Annotated in this window: 17 protein-coding genes; 8 read left to right on the top strand and 9 right to left on the bottom strand. The window is 52.5% G+C overall.

Annotation, left to right across the window (positions count from 1 at the left end; translation table 11 throughout):
• Window positions 1–72 precede the first annotated feature (72 nt).
• Both AC4IC4_RS22660 and AC4IC4_RS22665 read right to left on the bottom strand, forming a co-directional pair.
• Entirely contained in the window at window positions 73–543 is a 471-nt protein-coding gene (locus AC4IC4_RS22660) for a hypothetical protein (protein WP_032648438.1), read from the bottom strand.
• Complete coding sequence (locus AC4IC4_RS22665) at window positions 540–1,283, bottom strand: winged helix-turn-helix domain-containing protein (protein ID WP_491471921.1); 744 nt, start codon at window positions 1,281–1,283, stop codon at window positions 540–542. Before AC4IC4_RS22665 ends, AC4IC4_RS22660 begins: the two co-directional genes overlap by 4 nt.
• Before the next feature lie 547 nt (window positions 1,284–1,830).
• Here AC4IC4_RS22665 and AC4IC4_RS22670 point away from each other — a divergent pair.
• Together AC4IC4_RS22670 and AC4IC4_RS22675 are read left to right on the top strand one after the other, a co-directional pair.
• Entirely contained in the window at window positions 1,831–2,448 is a 618-nt protein-coding gene (locus AC4IC4_RS22670) for a hypothetical protein (protein WP_032648434.1), read from the top strand.
• A gap of 70 nt (window positions 2,449–2,518) precedes the next feature.
• On the top strand, window positions 2,519–5,407 hold the full coding sequence (locus AC4IC4_RS22675) for an autotransporter outer membrane beta-barrel domain-containing protein (RefSeq protein ID WP_491471922.1): 2,889 nt from the start codon (window positions 2,519–2,521) through the stop codon (window positions 5,405–5,407).
• Between the two features lie 54 nt (window positions 5,408–5,461).
• On the opposite strand, the gene typA is transcribed toward AC4IC4_RS22675, so the two are convergent.
• Window positions 5,462–7,285, bottom strand: coding sequence for a ribosome-dependent GTPase TypA (typA, locus tag AC4IC4_RS22680; RefSeq protein WP_023331638.1), 1,824 nt, complete (start codon window positions 7,283–7,285; stop codon window positions 5,462–5,464).
• 378 nt (window positions 7,286–7,663) lie between these two features.
• Here typA and glnA point away from each other — a divergent pair, with 378 nt between their 5' ends.
• From glnA to AC4IC4_RS22700, 4 genes are all read left to right on the top strand, one after another.
• Window positions 7,664–9,073, top strand: coding sequence for a glutamate--ammonia ligase (glnA, locus tag AC4IC4_RS22685; RefSeq protein ID WP_024909217.1), 1,410 nt, complete (start codon window positions 7,664–7,666; stop codon window positions 9,071–9,073).
• Between the two features lie 168 nt (window positions 9,074–9,241).
• The gene (gene glnL, locus AC4IC4_RS22690) at window positions 9,242–10,291 is read left to right on the top strand and encodes a nitrogen regulation protein NR(II) (protein ID WP_023333897.1); all 1,050 of its coding nucleotides are present in this window, start codon (window positions 9,242–9,244) and stop codon (window positions 10,289–10,291) included.
• 11 nt (window positions 10,292–10,302) lie between these two features.
• Window positions 10,303–11,715 (top strand): nitrogen regulation protein NR(I), encoded by a 1,413-nt coding sequence (gene glnG, locus AC4IC4_RS22695; RefSeq protein ID WP_024909218.1) that lies wholly within the window; start codon window positions 10,303–10,305, stop codon window positions 11,713–11,715.
• Between the two features lie 110 nt (window positions 11,716–11,825).
• A complete protein-coding gene (locus AC4IC4_RS22700; RefSeq protein ID WP_023333898.1) occupies window positions 11,826–11,936 on the top strand; it encodes a YshB family small membrane protein in 111 nt (36 codons plus the stop codon).
• Between the two features lie 100 nt (window positions 11,937–12,036).
• Here AC4IC4_RS22700 and hemN read toward each other — a convergent pair whose 3' ends face one another.
• Window positions 12,037–13,410, bottom strand: coding sequence for an oxygen-independent coproporphyrinogen III oxidase (hemN, locus tag AC4IC4_RS22705; RefSeq protein ID WP_491471923.1), 1,374 nt, complete (start codon window positions 13,408–13,410; stop codon window positions 12,037–12,039).
• 188 nt (window positions 13,411–13,598) lie between these two features.
• Entirely contained in the window at window positions 13,599–14,114 is a 516-nt protein-coding gene (gene yihI / locus AC4IC4_RS22710; protein ID WP_014885763.1) for a Der GTPase-activating protein YihI, read from the bottom strand.
• Window positions 14,115–14,691: 577 nt separating this feature from the next.
• Here yihI and yihA point away from each other — a divergent pair.
• Window positions 14,692–15,321: a ribosome biogenesis GTP-binding protein YihA/YsxC gene (gene yihA, locus AC4IC4_RS22715; protein ID WP_023309768.1), complete on the top strand. Its 630-nt coding sequence runs from the start codon at window positions 14,692–14,694 to the stop codon at window positions 15,319–15,321.
• Between the two features lie 97 nt (window positions 15,322–15,418).
• Here yihA and spfP read toward each other — a convergent pair whose 3' ends face one another.
• Window positions 15,419–15,466, bottom strand: coding sequence for a small protein SpfP (gene spfP / locus AC4IC4_RS22720; RefSeq protein WP_071892919.1), 48 nt, complete (start codon window positions 15,464–15,466; stop codon window positions 15,419–15,421).
• 166 nt (window positions 15,467–15,632) lie between these two features.
• Window positions 15,633–18,425, bottom strand: coding sequence for a DNA polymerase I (gene polA, locus AC4IC4_RS22725; RefSeq protein ID WP_491471924.1), 2,793 nt, complete (start codon window positions 18,423–18,425; stop codon window positions 15,633–15,635).
• 440 nt (window positions 18,426–18,865) lie between these two features.
• On the opposite strand from polA, the gene yihG reads away from it, so the two are divergent.
• Window positions 18,866–19,774: a 1-acylglycerol-3-phosphate O-acyltransferase, YihG family gene (gene yihG / locus AC4IC4_RS22730; protein ID WP_024909221.1), complete on the top strand. Its 909-nt coding sequence runs from the start codon at window positions 18,866–18,868 to the stop codon at window positions 19,772–19,774.
• A gap of 23 nt (window positions 19,775–19,797) precedes the next feature.
• Here the strand turns inward: yihG and dsbA are convergent, their stop codons facing one another.
• Window positions 19,798–20,421 carry a thiol:disulfide interchange protein DsbA gene (dsbA, locus tag AC4IC4_RS22735; protein WP_024909222.1) on the bottom strand — a complete coding sequence of 208 codons (624 nt, stop codon included), beginning with the start codon at window positions 20,419–20,421 and terminating at the stop codon, window positions 19,798–19,800.
• A gap of 27 nt (window positions 20,422–20,448) precedes the next feature.
• Window positions 20,449–21,435 (bottom strand): serine/threonine protein kinase, encoded by a 987-nt coding sequence (locus AC4IC4_RS22740; RefSeq protein WP_491471925.1) that lies wholly within the window; start codon window positions 21,433–21,435, stop codon window positions 20,449–20,451.
• Between the last annotated feature and the right edge of the window lie 43 nt (window positions 21,436–21,478).

Raw genomic sequence — 21,478 nt, forward strand, 5'->3', positions numbered from 1 at the left:
CCGTGGAGAGGTAACTGTAGCGGGAATAAAGAGATTTGACTATGCGTGCGGTCTAAGGTGTGCGATCGATTTTTACGGCGCGTTTTTACGACAGTAAAGTGAAGGGACGTTTGACGCGGCAAAAAGCCAGGCTCCCCGATACTCATCGATCATCAGACTCAGCTCTCTTCCCGGCGTACGATAAAAACCCGGCAGCGTTGCGTTGATATCAGCCTCATCCGCATTATCGGCGAAGGTTTTAACAATCCGACCGTTATTTAATACGCGCGCGTTCTGATGATAGCTGTAGTGAAAATAGATGGTCCGGTTAACTTCAGAAACCGTCTGACCAAATAATTTACCGTTAATGACGGTTGACCCCTCCCGATGCTGCATCCGCCAGGAAACCGTACCCACAAATCGGTTTTTACCAATCGTCCATTCCACATCTCCCGTACAACGTATCGGCGTACTCGAAAAATGCGAATACGCTAACCAGCCGCTGGTGATAGCGGCCATCAGAAACGCCACCAGCAAAATAATACGGTTCCGGAGTGTCTTCATTGCTCATGCGCCCAAAAATAATGCGTGGTACATAATGCTGCCGCGTCCCGTCGCGCATCGTTATTACAGACAAACGCCGCGATTCGCTCCGTTTTACTATAGCCGATGAGGAAGACATATCGTTTTTCGGCGCACAGACCGGGATTGTTTTTTAACAGGGTCAAGTAATGATCCTGAATAGGTTCATTAGGTGCATAAAAAAGCTGGCAGGCGTTGTTCGTGCTGCCCGTTGAAAGTGGAATAAAGTGACTAAACGGCATGTTCTGGTGGTGTTTATATAATATCACCCCGTTGATAAAGGCAATCAGTAAAAGCGTCGCGGTGGTAATTATCAACCAGACTGGCCTCTGCCTCGCGGTGTCATCGGCTATTGCCACGTCTTTATTGACGATGACCGTCTCAGCAGTTGGGGTAAATACTTCAACCTGAGTGGTTCCGGAAAGCATAAGCCCGCGGCGCGAAATCGTTTTTACCGTATCGCGCGGTAACCCCACCTCAGCCAGAGCATTGCGTAATGTCAAAATGGCCTGGTAAAAGGTATTCGGTGTGGTGACGTCATTGCGCTCCCCCCATCCCACCACCATTAACTGGTTTTGCGAAATTATTTCGCCGGGATGGGTGACGAGATAAAGAAAACAGAGATTGGCAGGAAGCTGCAATTGTATCGTGCGCCCGGTAATATGATTCACCAGGGTTTTGTTTTCTGGGTCATACTCGACCAACTTGTTAATGAGATACAATTTTCCCTTCCTCTGCAATAACAATGCTTAACTTTATACGCTAAAAACATATACGTATATTTAACAACATTATAGGTCAGATGGATTAGGACGCGAAACCACCTCATCTAAGATTAAAAACAACGTATTATTTTTCAATCTGTTACAAGACTTTTTTCTTAGGTTTCCCTCATCTAAAACGACATAATGAGATTTCATTACACATCACCAGGTCAAATAATTATATTGAGCCGCAACCGGAGAAAAGAAGGTCGTTACGGCAGATTTACGAAACGAATTTTTAGCTATTAGTGCTATTTCATAAATCTTCTTCCGGGATTTTTTTTGTCGAATAATCTTAATGGACTGACGAATGTTCTGGGAATACGTCGACCAAAGTATGTCCTCTGGCTATAGCTACGGCCTGACAGAATAGACATCACCAGGAATTTATATTCTTTACCACTATTTTTCATAAACAAGAGAGGGCCACTGGATATGTTTCAAGATTGACACATTTGCATGGCAGTGAAATATTGATACCGAAAATAAGACAGGAGTGGACTGGATGATAACATCGTCGCATAAGGTTGTCCGCTGCATAAGCTGTGAATTGTCCTGTCAGTTATATCCAGATAACGCAGTACGGTCACAATATTGTGGAAACGCCTCGTTCGCAGTTTGGCCAGGTGATAACCATTTCCTGCAGATTGCAGTAGAAAATAAAATAGTGAGAGGAAACAAGAATCACTTATTACGCGGATTTATTTTTGTAGACTTTTCGATGTGCAACCTGCGCGTACTTGCCGATCCGCAATGGATTGAACGTCTGGCGAGAACTAACATGAACATTGTGATTATCTCAGACCGCAAGCTGGAAGCATTGGCCAATTATTTCTTCACTCATTACAGTGAAATAAAGGGAGTTATTTATTCGAATGATAACGACAATATATTAAAGGAAAAAATTAGCCATCTATTCTCCGGGAGACGGGTGAATTGCAGACGTGGCAGCATGTTAAATGCTGTTGAATTCACGTTACTTAACAGATTTTTGTCTGGAGCGTGCCTTCAGGAGATTATAAAAACAGACAGCATTGATGTTAAAAAAATTTATGTTCATAAAATACGACTTGAGAGGAAGTTAGGTACCAGCATTCATAAAATTCTCGTTTCTATTTTTTAATTTCAACCTTTTTACATACCCACATCTAATGCTGTGGAGGATGTTCTACGCCTGAAAGAAGGGGCTAGCTATGCCATATTTAATGAAACACTCACCAATCGCCGCTGCGATTTCGCTGGCGTTATCGTCAGCGCTATTTACCGCACATGCAGCGGTAATAGATTTTGCTAATTTACCAGCCTCCGGAGCAGTAACGGACTTGCCTGCAGAAATACAGGCGTTGATTCCTGCAACGGCAAACGCAAACTTTAGCAAAAATACCAGCGATCCAAACTATGTCTACCAGTACAGCGCGGGTAATATCCCGATCTATGGGGATGGGATCACCCTTGAAGGACCGGGGGCGGAAGCCTTTGAGCATTCGGTCACCGTTATTCAGAACTCCACGTCCGGCAGCCCAGGGGTGATATTTGGCGACGATCTCACTATTCGCACCCAGTCAAAAGTGGCCGCCAACAATGGTAAAGACGTCGACGGTATTCGTACCCATGGCATGAACACGCCGGACAACCCGGTATTTATCATTACCGGCGACCGCACCCATATTTACGTCAATGGCCAAAGCGGTGACGGTATTAATGCCGGATACAGCTCCTTCAGCCAGGGCTCTCTCGGCTCCGCCAATATTTATGTGGGTGACGATCTCTATATCGAAACCACCGGCAGTACCGGTCGGGGCATCAGCGCCTATGCGTTGAATGATGCGTCAAAGGCCAAAAATAACATTATCGTCGGCGATCGTGCGCACATTGTTACGCGTGGGACCTCCGCCGAGGGGATTCGAACCAATCAGAGCGGCTCATATGTCCGTCTGGGGGATGAGGCCGCCATCGAAACCTACGGCACATCGTCCTACGGCCTGTATGCAGGTTCAGCGTCAAAAATTGAGCTGGGAAAAAACGCGACAATAACCACCGACGCGTCCAGCGCCTCCGGGGTTTATTCTACCGGCTCGTCAACCATCACCCTTGATGAAGGCGCGACCATCACCACCAACGGTGCCAGCGCGCATGGCGTCTATGCGTACACAGGCGCGGTGAATCTTGGAGATAACGTCACCATTGCGGTCAACAGCAGCGAGAAAATCAGCAGCTCCGCGCAAGCACCGCACGGGATGTATGCCTGGTCACGTGGCGTGATAACGCTCGGGGGTGGCGCAACCATTGCCACCGCTGGCCAACGCGACAACGGCAGTTATGCCATGAACGTCGGCAATGGCGGGGTTATTGATGCGTCCGCGGGCGGTAAATTCCTCCTCAACGGCGATATCCTCTCCGCAGGGGGCGTCGCGGCCACCAGCACGCTTCCGGCTCAAAACAGTACCATTACGCTGAATATGGATGACAGCTCACTGTGGAACGGGGCGTCTTATATTGAGAGCAACGCCAACGGTACCGGGACTATCGCGCTTACGATGAATGATGCCGTGTGGAATATGCGCGACAGCTCCACGCTGACCAGCCTGACGCTGAATGCGGGCGGCACGATTAATTTCCAGCATGCTGAGGATGCGGCGTGGCAAACCCTGACCATCAGCGATGATTTTATCGGCAACGGCGGCAAGCTGGTTTTCAATACCGTGCTGTTTGACGATACCTCGGAAACGGACAAACTGATCGTTGAAGGCAACACTTCAGGTCATACCGGCGTGGAAGTGAACAACATTGGCGGTACTGGCGCACAAACCGTAGAAGGGATTGAAATTGTCAGCGTTGGCGGCAACTCTGAGGGGACGTTTGAGAAGGCCAGCCGTATCGTGGCGGGGGGCTATGACTATAACGTTGTGCAAAAAGGTAAAAACTGGTTTCTGACCAGCCTGGTTGAACCCGTCGACCCACCAGTTGACCCGGTAGACCCACCTGTTGACCCTGTGGACCCGCCAGTCGACCCGGTAGATCCACCAGTTGACCCAGTGGACCCGCCAGTCGACCCGGTGATTCCGCCGCAAGAGCCCGTCCCACCGCCAGCACCACCGAAAAGCGAGCATCAGTACCGTCCGGAATTTGGTAGCTATATGGCAAACAGCTATGCGGCAAATACGCTGTTTATGACCCGTCTGCACGACCGTCTGGGTGAAACGCAGTACACCGATATGCTCACCGGCGAGCAGAAAGTAACGAGCTTGTGGATGCGTAACGTCGGCGGCCATACGCGTTTCAGAGACGGCAGTGGCCAGTTAAAAACGACCGCCAATCGCTACGTGCTGCAGCTGGGTGGTGATGTCGCCCAGTGGAGCACCGACGGTCTGGATCGGTGGCATCTTGGTCTGATGGCGGGCTACGGCAACAGCCAGAGCCGGAGCGCTTCCAGCCTGACCGGCTACCACTCACGCGGTGAAGTGAATGGCTATAGCGTCGGTCTGTACGGGACCTGGTACGCAAACGACGCAGATAAAAGTGGCACCTATGTTGATAGCTGGGTGCTGTATAACTGGTTCGACAATAAGGTGATGGGGCAGGATCAGGCCACAGAGAGTTATCGCTCCAGCGGCGTGTCCGCTTCAGTAGAAGCAGGCTATAGCGTTAAGGTAGGCGAAAGCGGCCGCAACAGCTACTGGGTCCAGCCGAAGGCGCAGGCCGTTTGGATGGACGTGCAGGCTGACGACCATCGTGAGCGCAACGGCACGCGGGTGAAAGACGAAACCCAGGGGAACCTGATGACGCGCCTCGGCGTGAAGGCCTACATCAGCGGACATAACGCGATTGACGACGGTAAATCACGGACCTTCCAACCGTTTATCGAAGCGAACTGGATCCACAACACCCAGACCACGCGTATCCGCATGGATGGCGTTAGCAATGAGATGCGTGGTACGCGCAATATCGGTGAACTCAAGACAGGCGTTGAGGGGCAGATTACGCCGCAGCTTAGCGTATGGGGCAACGTGGCTCAGCAGATAGGCGACAAAGGCTACAGCGATACCCAGGGGATGCTGGGGGTGAAATACAGCTTCAAATAACAACAAAAAAGCCGCTGAGAAATCAGCGGCTTTTTTTATTACGGATTGACCGTATTAGTCTTCTTTCGCACCGCGCATAGCACGTTTACGATCGTTCTCGGTCAGGTGACGTTTACGGATACGAATTGACTGTGGAGTCACTTCTACCAGTTCGTCATCATCGATGAATTCCAGAGCCTGCTCCAGAGTCATCTTGATCGGTGGAACCAGAACCGTTGCTTCGTCAGTACCGGACGCACGCATGTTGGTCAGTTTCTTACCGGTCAGGCAGTTTACGGTCAGGTCGTTAGAACGACTGTGAATACCGATGATCTGGCCTTCATAAACTTCAGCACCGTGACCCAGGAACAGCTTACCGCGATCCTGCAGACCGAACAGCGCAAACGCAACCGCTTTACCCTGACCGTTGGAGATCAGCACGCCGTTGTTACGCTGGCCCACTTCGCCCGGACGAACGTCGTCGTAGTGGCTGAAGGTGGAGTACAGCAGACCGGTACCGGAGGTCATGGTCATGAACTCTGAACGGAAGCCGATCAGGCCACGGCTTGGGATCACGTAGTCGAGACGTACGCGGCCTTTGCCATCTGGATTCATGTTTTTCAGGTCGCCTTTACGCTCACCCAGAGCCTGCATCACAGAACCCTGGTGCTGCTCTTCAACGTCCAGCGTCACGTTTTCGAACGGCTCTTGTTTACGGCCGTCGATTTCGCGGAAGATTACTTTCGGACGGGAAACCGCCATTTCGAAACCTTCACGACGCATGTTTTCGATCAGAACAGACAGGTGCAGCTCACCACGACCCGAAACGCGGAATGCATCAGCGTCTTCGGTTTCTTCAACGCGCAGCGCAACGTTGTGCACCAGCTCTTTGTTCAGACGGTCAAGGATCTGACGAGAGGTAACGAACTTACCTTCTTTACCACAGAACGGAGAGGTGTTGACGTTGAAGAACATGGATACGGTTGGTTCATCAACGGACAGGGCTGGCAGCGCTTCGACGTTCTGCGGATCGCAGATGGTGTCGGAGATGTTCAGTTCACCCAGACCGGTGATAGCGATAATGTCGCCCGCTTCAGCGATGTCGCTCTCGATACGCTCAAGACCCAGGTGAGTCAGCACTTTACCAACTTTACCGTTACGGGTTTTGCCTTCGCTATCGATGATAGTAACCTGCTGGTTAGGCTTCACTTTACCGCGCTTGATACGACCAATGCCGATTACGCCAACGTAGTTGTTGTAGTCGAGCTGAGAGATCTGCATCTGCAGGGTACCGTCGAGATCGACGTTTGGCGCAGGAACACGGTCAACAATCGCCTGATACAGCGGGGTCATGTCTTCAGCCATGTCTTCGTGGTCCAGACCTGCGATACCGTTCAGCGCAGAGGCGTAAACGATAGGGAAGTCCAGCTGCTCGTCGGTCGCGTCGAGGTTAACGAACAGGTCGAAGACCTGGTCAACAACCCAGTCAGGACGCGCGCCAGGGCGGTCAACTTTGTTGATAACAACGATTGGCTTCAGACCATGGGCAAAAGCTTTTTTGGTCACGAAGCGCGTCTGTGGCATTGGGCCATCCATTGCGTCAACGACCAGCAGAACGGAGTCTACCATGGACATTACACGTTCAACTTCACCACCGAAGTCGGCGTGCCCTGGGGTATCAACGATGTTGATACGGTAGTCATTCCATTTAATCGCGGTGTTTTTCGCGAGGATGGTAATCCCACGCTCTTTCTCCAAATCGTTGGAGTCCATCACGCGTTCTTGGGTTTCGGCACGCGCATCAAACGTACCGGATTGCTGCAGCAGCTTGTCAACCAGGGTAGTTTTACCATGGTCTACGTGCGCGATGATGGCGATGTTACGCAAATTTTCGATCACAACTTTGCCTCAGGCATTTAGAAATAGCGCGTTATTGTACACGGATTAATCGCACTACAAAACAGGATCACAAACATCCCCCGCAAACAAGTCATGCAGGGATGCTTTGTGATCGCTTTCACGGAGCGGTAAAAGGGCTCTTTAACGTAAATTGCACCAATATGGTGCTCAATGTTCACATTGAAGCACTATACTGGTGCAACAAATCCATCGTGGTGCAGCCCTTTTGCACTATGGTGCGCATGATAACGCCTTTTTGGGGTGTTTTAAAAGTTGGCACAGATTTCGCTTTATAAAAAATACATGGCACCAGCCAGTACAAACAGAAATTGAAGACCTCGTTACCACGACGACAATGACCAATCTGGAGAGTTAAGTATGTCCGCTGAACACGTTTTGACGATGCTGAACGAACATGAAGTGAAGTTTGTTGATCTGCGCTTCACCGATACCAAAGGTAAAGAACAGCACGTCACAATCCCTGCTCATCAGGTGAACGCCGAATTCTTCGAAGAAGGCAAAATGTTTGACGGCTCCTCCATTGGTGGCTGGAAAGGCATTAACGAATCCGACATGGTTCTGATGCCGGACGCAACCACTGCGCTCATTGACCCGTTCTTCGAAGAACCAACCCTGATCATCCGTTGCGACATCCTCGAGCCAGGCACGCTGCAGGGCTACGACCGTGACCCACGTTCTATCGCAAAACGCGCTGAAGAGTACCTGCGTTCTACCGGCATCGCAGACACCGTTCTGTTCGGACCAGAGCCAGAGTTCTTCCTGTTTGACGACATCCGTTTCGGCGCTTCAATTTCTGGTTCCCACGTGGCTATCGATGACATCGAAGGCGCATGGAACTCTTCCACCAAATACGAAGGTGGTAACAAAGGTCACCGTCCTGGCGTGAAAGGCGGCTACTTCCCGGTTCCTCCGGTCGATTCTTCACAGGACATCCGTTCTACCATGTGTATGATCATGGAAGAGATGGGCCTGGTTGTTGAAGCGCACCACCACGAAGTGGCGACGGCTGGTCAGAACGAAATCGCTACCCGCTTTAACACCATGACCAAGAAAGCGGATGAGATTCAGATTTACAAATACGTTGTGCACAACGTTGCGCACCGTTTCGGTAAAACCGCGACCTTCATGCCAAAACCAATGTTTGGCGATAACGGTTCCGGTATGCACTGCCACATGTCTCTGTCCAAGAACGGTACCAACCTGTTCTCTGGCGACAAATATGCCGGTCTGTCCGAGCAGGCGCTGCATTACATCGGTGGTGTTATCAAACACGCTAAAGCGATCAACGCCCTGGCGAACCCAACCACTAACTCCTACAAGCGTCTGGTCCCGGGCTACGAAGCGCCAGTGATGCTGGCCTACTCTGCACGTAACCGTTCTGCTTCTATCCGTATTCCTGTGGTGGCGTCTCCTAAAGCACGTCGTATCGAAGTGCGCTTCCCGGATCCAGCGGCTAACCCATACCTGTGCTTCGCAGCACTGCTGATGGCCGGTCTGGACGGTATTAAGAACAAGATCCACCCGGGCGAAGCGATGGACAAAAACCTGTACGACCTGCCGCCAGAAGAAGCGAAAGAGATCCCACAGGTTGCTGGCTCTCTGGAAGAAGCCCTGCAGGCGCTGGACGCAGACCGCGAGTTCCTGACTGCAGGTGGTGTGTTCACTGATGAAGCGATTGACGCTTACATCGCCCTGCGTATTGAAGAGAACGACCGTGTGCGTATGACGCCACACCCGGTTGAGTTCGAACTGTACTACAGCGTTTAATAAAGTTGTTTTACCCGGCGTGACAAGCGCCGGGGTAGTTGCCGTGGAAACTTTTAGCCCATCTCCGGATGGGCTTTTTTCTCCACCAACAACCTGATCTCACGCGCTATTTACGCCGAAAACGCTATACTGCACTAAAACAGTGCAACAACTCCAGGAGACTGCTGAATGGCAACTGGCACGCTGCCCGATGCTGGGCAGATCCTCAATTCTTTGATTAACAGCATTTTGCTGGTCGATGACGAGCTGGCCGTTCATTACGCCAACCCGGCGGCGCAGCAGCTGCTCGCCCAAAGCGCACGTAAACTGTTCGGCACCCCGCTTCCTGAACTCCTGAGCTATTTTTCGCTGAATATTGGCCTGATGCAGGAAAGTTTGCAGGCTGGCCAGGGGTTTACCGATAACGAAGTGACGCTGGTGATCGACGGGCGCTCGCACATTCTGTCGCTGACCGCGCAGCGTCTTCCCGATGGGATGATCCTGCTGGAAATGGCGCCGATGGATAATCAGCGTCGACTGAGCCAGGAGCAGCTTCAGCATGCGCAGCAAATTGCCGCCCGTGACCTGGTGCGCGGTCTGGCGCATGAAATCAAAAACCCGTTGGGTGGATTACGCGGCGCGGCGCAGCTTCTGACCAAGGCACTCCCCGATCCCGCGCTGGCGGAGTACACCAACGTCATCATTGAGCAGGCGGACCGTCTGCGAAATCTGGTAGACCGTCTTCTTGGTCCGCAGCAGCCGGGAATGCACGTCACTGAAAGCATCCATAAAGTGGCTGAACGGGTGGTGAAGCTCGTCTCAATGGAGCTGCCGGAGAACGTCACGCTGGTACGTGATTACGACCCAAGCCTGCCGGAACTGGCCCATGATCCGGACCAGATTGAGCAGGTCCTGTTGAATATTGTGCGTAATGCCCTGCAGGCGCTGGGGCCTGAAGGGGGCGAGATTATTTTACGCACCCGCACCGCCTTCCAGCTCACGTTACACGGCGTGCGCTACCGGCTGGCGGCCCGAATCGACGTTGAGGATAACGGGCCCGGCATTCCATCGCATCTGCAGGATACCCTGTTCTACCCGATGGTAAGCGGTCGCGAAGGCGGGACCGGCCTGGGCTTATCCATTGCCCGCAGTTTGATCGATCAACACTCCGGGAAAATTGAATTTACCAGTTGGCCGGGACACACCGAGTTTTCGGTTTTCCTGCCGATTAAAAAATAAAGGTGACGTTTATGCAACGAGGGATAGTCTGGGTAGTCGATGACGATAGCTCCATCCGTTGGGTGCTTGAACGCGCGCTCACAGGGGCAGGATTAAGCTGCACGACGTTTGAGAGCGGCAGCGAAGTGCTCGATGCACTCACCACCAAAACGCCGGATGTTCTGCTTTCGGATATTCGTATGCCGGGCATGGACGGGCTGGCGCTGTTAAAGCAGATCAAACAACGCCACCCTATGCTTCCGGTCATCATAATGACCGCGCATTCCGATCTGGATGCCGCAGTGAGCGCCTATCAGCAAGGGGCGTTCGATTACCTGCCCAAACCGTTTGATATTGACGAAGCGGTGGCGCTGGTTGAGCGCGCGATTAGCCATTATCAGGAGCAGCAACAGCCGCGCCACGCGCCCGATTTTGGGCCAACGACAGACATCATCGGCGAAGCGCCGGCGATGCAGGACGTGTTTCGCATTATCGGTCGTTTGTCCCGCTCGTCCATCAGCGTCTTGATTAACGGCGAATCGGGAACCGGTAAAGAGCTTGTGGCGCATGCATTGCATCGCCATAGCCCGCGGGCAAAAGCGCCGTTTATCGCTCTGAATATGGCGGCGATCCCGAAGGATTTGATTGAGTCCGAACTGTTCGGCCATGAAAAAGGGGCATTTACCGGCGCTAATACCATTCGTCAGGGGCGTTTCGAACAGGCTGACGGTGGCACGTTGTTCCTGGACGAAATTGGCGATATGCCGCTGGATGTTCAGACCCGCCTGCTGCGCGTGCTGGCCGACGGACAGTTTTACCGCGTGGGCGGCTATGCGCCGGTGAAGGTAGACGTGCGCATTATTGCCGCGACCCACCAGAACCTGGAGCAACGCGTGCAGGAAGGGAAATTCCGTGAGGATTTATTCCATCGCCTGAACGTCATCCGCGTTCATCTGCCGCCGCTGCGTGAGCGTCGGGAAGATATTCCCCGCCTGGCGCGTCATTTTCTGCAGGTGGCCGCCCGCGAGCTGGGTGTGGAAGCCAAGCAGCTTCACCCGGAAACCGATGCCGCTCTGACGCGCCTGGCGTGGCCGGGCAACGTGCGTCAGCTGGAAAACACCTGCCGTTGGTTAACCGTGATGGCCGCCGGGCAGGAAGTGCTGATTCAGGATTTACCCGCTGAGCTGTTTGAAGCGACCGCGCCTGAAAGCACTACCGGGCACGCGCTGCCGGACAGCTGGGCGACGCTGCTGGCGCAGTGGGCCGACCGCGCGTTGCGTTCCGGTCATCAAAACCTGCTGTCTGAAGCTCAGCCAGAGATGGAGCGTACGCTGTTAACTACCGCGCTTCGTCATACGCAGGGTCACAAGCAGGAAGCCGCTCGCCTGTTGGGATGGGGACGTAATACCCTGACGCGCAAGCTTAAAGAGCTGGGAATGGAGTGATCTTCCCCGAAGTGTAAAGGTTAATAATTGAGCGCAAATCGCCGTTATTTTGCGCTTTACTGTTCCGATAAGTTTTGTATGATCGTGCCCGGAAATTGGGGGTGAACATCATGCTGGAAACAATCGTGAATATGCTCTCTAGCGGAGCCGCTGAAAGCCACACGCCACAAACCGCCGTTGCGGCTATGTTGTGTGCGGCGCTGGTTGGGCTGTTTAGCTAACGAGCTATCAATGAAAAGCCGGGTGGCGGCTTCGCCTTACCCGGCCTACAAAAGCGTGAAATGTAGGCCGGGTAAGCGAAGCGCCACCCGGCATTTCCGCTTAAATCACCCGCGAGAACTGCTGCATACGCGCTTTCTGACGCAGATACGCGTCGAAGCACATGCAGATATTACGGATCAACAGACGCCCTTTCGGCGTGACCTCAATCGCGCTCTCCGACACATCCACCAGCCCGTCTTTCGCCAGCGGCGCCAGAAGCTTCAGGTCTTCTGCGAAATAATCGCTGAAGTTCAGCTCCCACTGCGCTTCCACGTCGCTGAAATCGAGACGGAAGTTGCAGATAAGCGCCTTAATCACATCGCGACGGACACAGTCGTCGCGCGTTAATGCAATGCCGCGCCACAGCGCGTTGCCCGTCTCATCAACCTGCTGGTAATACAGCTTCAGTTCTTTCTGGTTTTGCGCGTAGCAGTCGCCAATCATGCTGATGGCGGAGACGCCCATTCCCAGCAAATCGGTATCTCCCTGGGTCGTGTAGCCCTGGAAGTTACGGTGCAGGACCCCTTCGCGCTGAGCGACCGCCAGTTCGTCATCCGGACGGGCAAAGTGATCCATCCCGATAAACTGATAGCCGGTTTCGGTCAGCGAGGTGATGGTTTCCTGCAGGATATCCAGCTTCTGCTGGGCAGAAGGAAGATCGGCATCTTTGATTTTACGCTGGGCGGCAAACAGCGTCGGCAGATGCGCGTAGTTAAAGACGCTCAGACGGTCCGGGTTGAGTTCGGCCACGCGCTTCAGCGTAAAGGCGAAGCTTTCCGGCGTTTGCTTTGGCAGGCCGTAAATCAGGTCAATATTGGTCGAGGTGAAGCCAATCTCACGCGCGTGATTGAGTAAGGCAAAGATAAATTCTTCGTCCTGCTCGCGATTCACCAGACGCTGAACCTCTTTATTGAAATCCTGCACGCCCATGCTCAGACGATTGAAGCCTTCGGCGCGTAAGTGATCCAGTACATCCAGCTCAATTTCACGCGGATCGACTTCGATCGAGATTTCAGCGTCGGCGTTAAAACTGAAATTGCCACGCAGCAGGGTCATCAGGCGGCTTATTTGCGCTTTATTCAGATAGGTTGGCGTGCCGCCGCCCCAGTGAAGCTGGCTGACGTGACGACCAGCAAACAGCGGCGCGCGATGCACAATTTCTTGTTCGAGCGCATCAAGATACTGGTCGGCTTTGTGCTGCTGACGGGTCACGATTTTATTGCAGCCGCAGAAGTAACACAGCTTATGGCAGAACGGAATATGGACGTAGAGGGACAGCGGACGCTCAGGATAGCGTGCGACAGCCTGCTGGAAATCACGCTCTCCGAAGGCATCGGAGAACTCCAGCGCGGTGGGGTATGACGTATAACGCGGCCCGGAATAGTTATATTTCTGGATTAGGGCCAAATCCCAGTCGATAGTTGGTGCTGACATGCTCACTCCTTCCGTTGGTGTCGCGTTCGTATACGGCGGCCCGTTCTGGCCCCATCGCGGGCCATCACTCGGGTGCGCAGCCACTTCTGTCGCCGCGACAACCGCCGTAGTTTAACGAATAACCACACCAGATAACATATAACCGGAAGGGTTATAAGCAGGACTATCGTGCCTGCCGGGTGCAAATGTTAGTTTCCACCCTTCAGAAGACGCATCATATCTTCCTGCTTTTCGTCTTCTTCTTCGTCGTCTTCGTCATCGTAAGACAGGCCCAGCTTCTGCATCAGTTCGTCGATGCGATCCAGTTTGGCATCCACCCATGACTGCTCTTCGGCGGTCAGGGTTTCACCCTCTTCAAGACGTTCCAGCAGCGCGTCCAGGCGCTCATCGTTCTCCAGCAAATCCAGCTCAGCCTGCGGTGAAAGCATAGGTTTCTCGCTCTTTGGTTTGTGCTGCTTAGTGACCGGGGTGTCTGTCACGCCCAGTGGAATGGGAGTTTTACTGCCGATACGAGGATCTTTCTGCTGTTTGCCTTTTGCAGAAGCGCCCGCTGCACCACCACCGTTGGCACGGCTACCCGCAGCATGACCGCGATGTTTTTTGTCGCGTTTGCGATCGCGCGCTTCCTGGTTCAGTTCTTCGCGCGTTTTGCGGCGTGCTTTTGCAGGGCGTTTCGCGCCCGCAGCGGAGGTTGGTTTTTTCATGATGTTTTATCTTTAAGTCGTTTTCTTCAGTATAGAATTGCGGCGAAATCTAGCAGAAAGCAAGCAAAGAAAAAAGGCGACAGAGCAATCTGTCGCCTTTTTTCCTGACTCACAACCCTTAGCGGGTCAGACATTCCGTGTTTGCCAACAACAAACCCTGTTTATCCCTTGGCTAATACCGTCCGTGATACGGTTCCCTTTCCTGTTTAAACGCCTCCAGGCGCTGGTCATCCTGACAATCCTGCGTCTTCGCCTCCTGGCGCTCCTGACCCTAATCCTTAAGTCAATATCCTGCTGGCTTCCTCGCCCTGACGCACACTTTACCTTGTTCCGTTAAACTAACAAGCAACGAAACGGTACAAAAAGGGATTTTCAGACAATTACCCGGAAATAAGATTATGATTTAAAACAGTTTGGCTTTTTTGACGCCTGCGAATTCTCTGAAATCTCCCATAGCATCTCTGGCCGATCTCTCACACCGGTTGGGGCATTCGCCTACAAGTCCTGGCAATCAGAAAAGCCTTTTGCCTGCATTCAGGTATAATCCCCTTCAGATTACGATTTTGGAGACGACCACGTGACTACCTGGAACTACCAACAGACGCATTTTGTCACCAGTGCGCCCGATATTCGCCACCTTCCTTCTGATACCGGTATTGAAGTGGCCTTCGCTGGCCGCTCCAATGCGGGGAAGTCCAGCGCCCTGAATACGCTGACCAATCAGAAGAGCCTGGCGCGTACCTCAAAAACACCTGGCCGTACCCAGCTCATCAACCTGTTTGAAGTCGCAGAGGGCAAACGCCTGGTCGACTTACCGGGCTACGGTTACGCACAGGTACCGGAAGAGATGAAAATCAAGTGGCAGCGTGCGCTGGGGGAATACCTGGAAAAACGCCTGTGCCTGAAAGGTCTGGTGGTGCTGATGGATATTCGCCATCCCCTGAAAGATCTCGATCAGCAGATGATCGACTGGGCTGTGGCAAGCGATATCGCCGTGCTGGTGCTGCTGACGAAAGCCGATAAGCTGGCAAGCGGCGCGCGCAAAGCGCAGGTGAATATGGTTCGCGAAGCGGTGCTGGCGTTCAACGGTGACGTGCAGGTTGAGCCGTTCTCCTCGCTGAAAAAGCAGGGTGTGGACAAGCTGCGTCAGAAGCTCGACACCTGGTTTAGCGAGCTGGAACCCGCGACGGAAGCGGAAGAAGAGTAATACCGAGCGCGGCGATGGCCGCGTTTTTTTTGCCTGAATTTTTCTTTGCCGCAATAAAAAACGCCCCAGTCATTACTGACTGGGGCGGCTAAAATATTCAGCCAAATCCGATTACGTGAAGTAAAAGGTCTGAAAGATAGAACATCTTACCTCTGTACCCTACGCCGATAACTCTACCCCTTTTTGTGCTGCAGAAAAAGCACTTTTTGTAGTTTTTTTTCATTCTTTACATAGGGGATTCTAATGATCGTCACAAAACGCGCGTTGTTATGTTGCAAACTTACATAAAAGGCGCGTTATGCGAAGAACCGTTAGTGAGCCTGATCCCAGTTTTTACCACTTCCCACTTCCACCAGCAACGGCACGTCAAGCGTCATGCTGCTTTCCATCAGTTCGTGGATCTTCTTCGACACGGCGTCGAGGTCGTCTTTGTGCACTTCAAATACCAGTTCATCGTGTACCTGCATGATCATTTTCACGCGAGGCTTCTCTTTTTCCAGCCAGGCATCAACGGCGATCATTGCATGCTTAATAATGTCCGCCGCGGTACCCTGCATCGGGGCGTTGATCGCCGCACGCTCTGCGCCAGCGCGACGCGCCGCGTTGCTGGATTTGATGTCAGGTAAGTAGAGACGGCGACCATCAAGGGTTTCGACATAACCTTTCTCCTTCGCCTGCGCGCGAGTGCGTTCCATATATTCCAGCACCCCCGGATAACGCTCGAAGTAGAGATCCATATACTTCTGCGACTCTTTACGCGGAATGTTGAGCTGGCGCGAAAGCCCGAATGCACTCATGCCATAAATCAGACCGAAGTTGATCGCCTTAGCGCTGCGGCGCTGTTCGTTGGTCACGCTGTCCAGCGGCAAACCGAAGACTTCTGCCGCGGTTGCCCGGTGGATATCCTTCCCTTCGGCAAATGCGCTCAACAGGCCTTTGTCACGGGACAGGTGCGCCATAATGCGCAGCTCAATTTGCGAGTAGTCCGCCGAGACAATCAGATAATCCTCTGGAGCGATGAAAGCCTGGCGAATACGACGGCCTTCTTCGTTACGTACCGGGATGTTCTGCAGGTTGGGATCGGTAGATGAGAGTCGACCGGTCGCCGCGACAGCCTGATGATACGACGTATGCACACGACCCGTTTTCGGGTTGATCATCAGCGGGAGCTTGTCGGTGTAGGTAGACTTCAGCTTCGCGAGACCACGGTACTCCAGAATCACTTTCGGCAGCGGATAATCCAGCGCCAGCTCTTCCAGCACCTCTTCAGAGGTTGACGGCGCGCCGCCAGGGGTTTTCTTCAGCGGCTTGATGCCCTGCTTTTCAAACAGAATGGTTTGCAGCTGCTTCGGTGAAGAGAGGTTAAACGGCTCGCCTGCAAGCTCATGCGCTTTTTGCTCCAGCTCGGTCAAACGCTGTGCCAGCTCCCCCGAGTGGTTATGCAGCACCGTTGGGTCTATTTTCACGCCGTTACGTTCAATGCGTGACAGCACGGGCACCAGCGGCATCTCGATATGCTGGAACACGTTCAGCGGACCTTCGTGCTTCTGCAGTTTTGGCCACATTTTCAGGTGCAGCCGCAGCGTGACGTCAGCGTCTTCCGCCGCGTAGCGTCCTGCCTCTTCGAGAGCAATCTGGTTAAAGGTGAGCTGATTTTTCCCTTTGCCGGCAATCTCTTCGAAGGTGATCGTTTTGTGCTTGAGCCAGCGGTCAGATAAGGAATCCATATCATGGCGGCCCGCGACGCTGTCCAGAATGTAGGATTCGAGCATGGTGTCGAAGGCGATCCCGCGCAGTTCAATGCCGTAGTTTTGCAGAATGCCGCGGTCGTACTTGAGGTTTTGCCCAACCTTAAGCGCCTTTTCGTCTTCCAGGATCGGCTTCAACAGCTCAAGCACGCGTTCACGGGAGAGCTGCTCCGGCGCATCCAGGTAATCGTGCGCAACGGGAACATAGGCCGCATGACCAGGCTCTGTCGCAAATGACAGGCCTACCATATTGGCAGAAATGTTATCGAGACTGTCAGTTTCTGTGTCGAAGGCAAAGACCGGTGCCTTTTTCAGTTTCTCGATCCAGGCGATCAGCTGTGACTCTTCAAGAAGGGTTTCGTAGTTGTCGAAGGTAAGCACCACGGCTTCTTCTTCCGCCTGCTCTTCTGCGTCAACGACAATCGTCTCCTTCGGCTTTGCAGCAGGTTTCGCCCCTTTTGCCTGCAGCCATTTACCGGCTTCCACGTCAGTGATCCAGCGCTTAAATTCGTATTTCTTAAACAGGCTCAGCAGATCGTCAGCGGAAGGTTGTTGCACTTCCAGCTGCTCACAGCCCAGCTCCAGTTCGACATCGGTTTTGATGGTTGCCAGCTTATAAGAGAGATAAGCCACCTCTTTGTTCTCTTCCAGTTTTCCGGCCATGGTTTTTGCACCACGGAAGGAGAGCCCGGCGATTTTGTCTGATTCGGCGTAGAGCGTATCCAGCCCGCCAAGCCCCTGAAGCAGCGCCTGCGCGGTTTTCTCACCGACGCCGGGAACACCAGGGATGTTATCCGAGGAGTCGCCCATCAACGCGAGGAAGTCGATAATCAGCTCAGGCGGCACGCCATACTTAGTGACCACTTCTTCTGGCCCCAAAATGGTGTTGGTCATGGTGTTAATCAGGGTGATACCTGGCGTTACCAGCTGCGCCATATCTTTATCACCGGTGCTGATCAGCACAGGACGACCCATTTTTTCTGCTTCACGCGCCAGCGTGCCGATGACGTCATCGGCTTCAACGCCGGAGACGGCCAGCAGCGGCAGCCCCATCGCTTTTACCATGGCGTGCAGCGGCTCAATCTGCGCACGCAGATCGTCAGGCATTGGCGGACGGTGGGATTTGTAATGCTCAAACAGCTCATCGCGGAAGGTTTTACCTTTCGCATCAAAGACGACGGCCGCATGGGTTGGCTGATACTGAAGGATCAGGCTGCGCAGCATGTTCAGCACGCCATACATTGCGCCGGTGGGTTCCCCTGCGCTATTGGTCAGAGGAGGAAACGCATGGTATGCCCGATACAGGTAAGAAGAGCCATCGACGAGAATAAGAGGGTTTTCTGGGATCTGAACCATAATGTCCGTGCCTTTAATCAATTTATGGGTAAAGGATGCCACAGAAGGATGAAAACATCAGTTATTAGCGCCAGATACAGGAAAAGATTTTGCGATCGTGAGGATCGATCGCAAAAATCAAACTGTGGATAAGTTTGTGCATATTTTCACTTCATATGAATAACAGACGCAAAAAACACATATGAGGTAATATTTAGATCTTAATTATCATGCTGTTATGTTGTCAGATCTTATCTATATGGCCAACTGATGGCAATTTAGTCTATGTGGATATAAGCCTTGATTCGCGCAGAACCCCAGAGAAATCTGCTGCGCCAGGGTAAAAGCCGCCAAATCATCATGTGAAAGCGCCATTCATTTGTCTGTTTTCTGGTAAAATCAGCGCCCAGCGTCGACTAGTCGGTCGCTCACTTACAGCTAACTATTTGAAAAAGCTCATCATGTCGAGATTGCTCGCTGCAATAACATTACTGCTAAGCATCATTTTAACTATTCTGGTGACGATCGCCTGTTCCGTGCCGATCATTCTCGCCGGGATCATTAAACTGCTGCTGCCTGTACCCGTGGTGTGGCGAGCCGTGTCCGCATTTTGTAACTTCATGATGTATTGCTGGTGCGAAGGGCTGGCGATCCTGTTGTGCCTTAACCCGCATCTGAAGTGGGATGTCAAAGGGCTGGAGAGTCTCAACAAAAAGAACTGGTACCTGCTGATCTGCAATCACCACAGCTGGGCGGACATCGTGGTGTTATGCGTGCTTTTTCGCAAACACATCCCGATGAACAAATACTTCCTGAAACAGCAGCTCGCCTGGGTGCCTTTTATCGGGCTGGCCTGCTGGGCGCTCGATATGCCGTTTATGAAACGCTATTCACGCAGCTATTTGATTCGTCATCCGGAACGTCGCGGTAAAGATGTGGAGACCACGCGCCGTTCCTGTGAAAAATTTCGCGCACATCCAACGACCATCGTGAACTTTGTTGAAGGTTCCCGGTTTACGGAAGAGAAGCGCCAGCAAACTCGCTCTCCTTATCAGCATCTATTGCCGCCAAAGGCGGCGGGGATTGCGATGGCACTTAACGTGCTGGGAGCACAGTTCGATAAACTTCTTAACGTCACGCTCTGCTATCCGGAAAACGACAGGACGCCGTTCTTCGATATGCTCAGCGGCAAACTGACGCGCATTGTCGTGCACGTCGATCTGGTCCCGATAGACGCAGAACTGCACGGTGATTACGTAAACGATAAGAACTTCAAACGTCGTTTCCAGCAGTGGCTTAATACGCTCTGGAAAGAGAAAGACGAACAGATAGACAAGATAAAATCTTCATACAAAAACGCCGGTCAGTGACCGGCGTTTTTACATCAGCGAAATTACTTCTTCTCAACCAGGTATTTCACGGTATCAGCATACTGCTGTACGAAGATATCCATGCTGCTGGTGTCCATACCCTGCATGTTCAGCTGGTATTTGCCGTTAACAAACATCGCCGGAACGCCCTGAAGCTGGAGGTCAGCAGCCGCTTTTTCCTGCTGGGCAACCAGTGATTTCACCACGAAGCTGTTCCATGCGGCATCGTACTCTTCACCTTTCACGCCAGCATCAACAAACACTTTACGGATATCCGCAGTGGTCTGAACGGTCTGGGTTTTCTGTACGGCTTCAAACATTGGCGAAGTGATCTTATCTTCCACGCCCAGTGCCATCGCCACCGCCCATGCCTGAGTCAGGTCTTTACCCAATGGGCCCAGGAACTCAACGTGGTACTTGGTCATTTTGGTGCCTTCCGGCAGCTTTTTCTTCACGCTGTCAGAGACATGCAGCACCTGCTCGAACTGATAGCAGTGTGGGCAATAGAACGAGAAGAACTCCAGAACCTGTGGCTCACCAGCGACCGGCTTGTCCAGCGTGATATACTGTTTGCCGTCGGTAAACTGCGCAGCAGAAGCGCTAAATGCCAGAATCATACCTGCCAGCGCCAGCCAAATTTTTTTCATGATTAACTCTCTCCTGGGTGTGTCCAATTAATACATCGGCGTTAATTGCAGAGGGGGCTCCTGAAGAACCTTAACCTGCTCAGTAAATGTAGATATCTGGCTACGCCAGTAATCCTCTCCGGTAAGCCACGGGAAACTTCGGGGAAATGCCGGATCGTCCCAACGCCTGATTAACCATGCGAGATAATAAACAAAACGCATCGCACGTAAAGGCTCAATCAGGGCAATTTCGTCTGAATTAAACGGGCTAAATTCTTCATAAGCTTCAATAATGGTTTCAAGCTGCATGCGTTGCTCGGCTTTGTCGCCATTGAGCAGCATCCACAGGTCCTGAACCGCTGGCCCCATACGCGCATCATCGAGATCGACAAACAGCGGGCCATCACGCCAGAGAATATTCCCGGCGTGACAATCGCCATGCAGGCGCAGAACGGAAATATCATCGCGCCAGCAGGTTTTCACTGCAGCAATAAGCTTATCGGTGGCGTTGAGGAAATCATCCTTTAGCGCAGCGGGGATCATTGCAGACGTTTCGAATAGTTCGCGCGGTTCAAGGAGGTATTCCTGAATCCCCATCGTTGGGCGGGCAATAAAGGCTTTTTTGCGTCCCGTCTGGTGGATACGCCCAAGATAGCGCGCAACCCATTCCATCTGATCGATATTATCCGCTTCAAACTGACGCCCCCCCAGGCTCGGGAATACAGCGTAGTAAAACCCTTCGTGCGTGAGGAGCGTTTGGTTATTGAATTTTAGCGGTGCGGCAACGGGAACATCGTCATCCAGCAGATCGTGAGCAAACTGATGCTCTTCCTGAATTTGTTCTGCGGACCAGCGTTCAGGACGATAGAACTTTACGACGAAGCGCTGACGATCCTCGTCCTGAAATTGATAGACGCGGTTTTCGTAGCTGTTTAATGGGGTTAGCCCGGAATCCACCCGAATACCCTGTTCAAACAGGGCATCCATAATGGTGTCCGGGTGTAATGTCTGGAAAGTAAAAGCCTGGTCGTTCATCCGATCATCCGGAAATTATACGAATGATTCAGGATATCATCTT

The sequence above is a fragment of the Enterobacter sp. Taxon_2 genome, assembly GCF_058355295.1.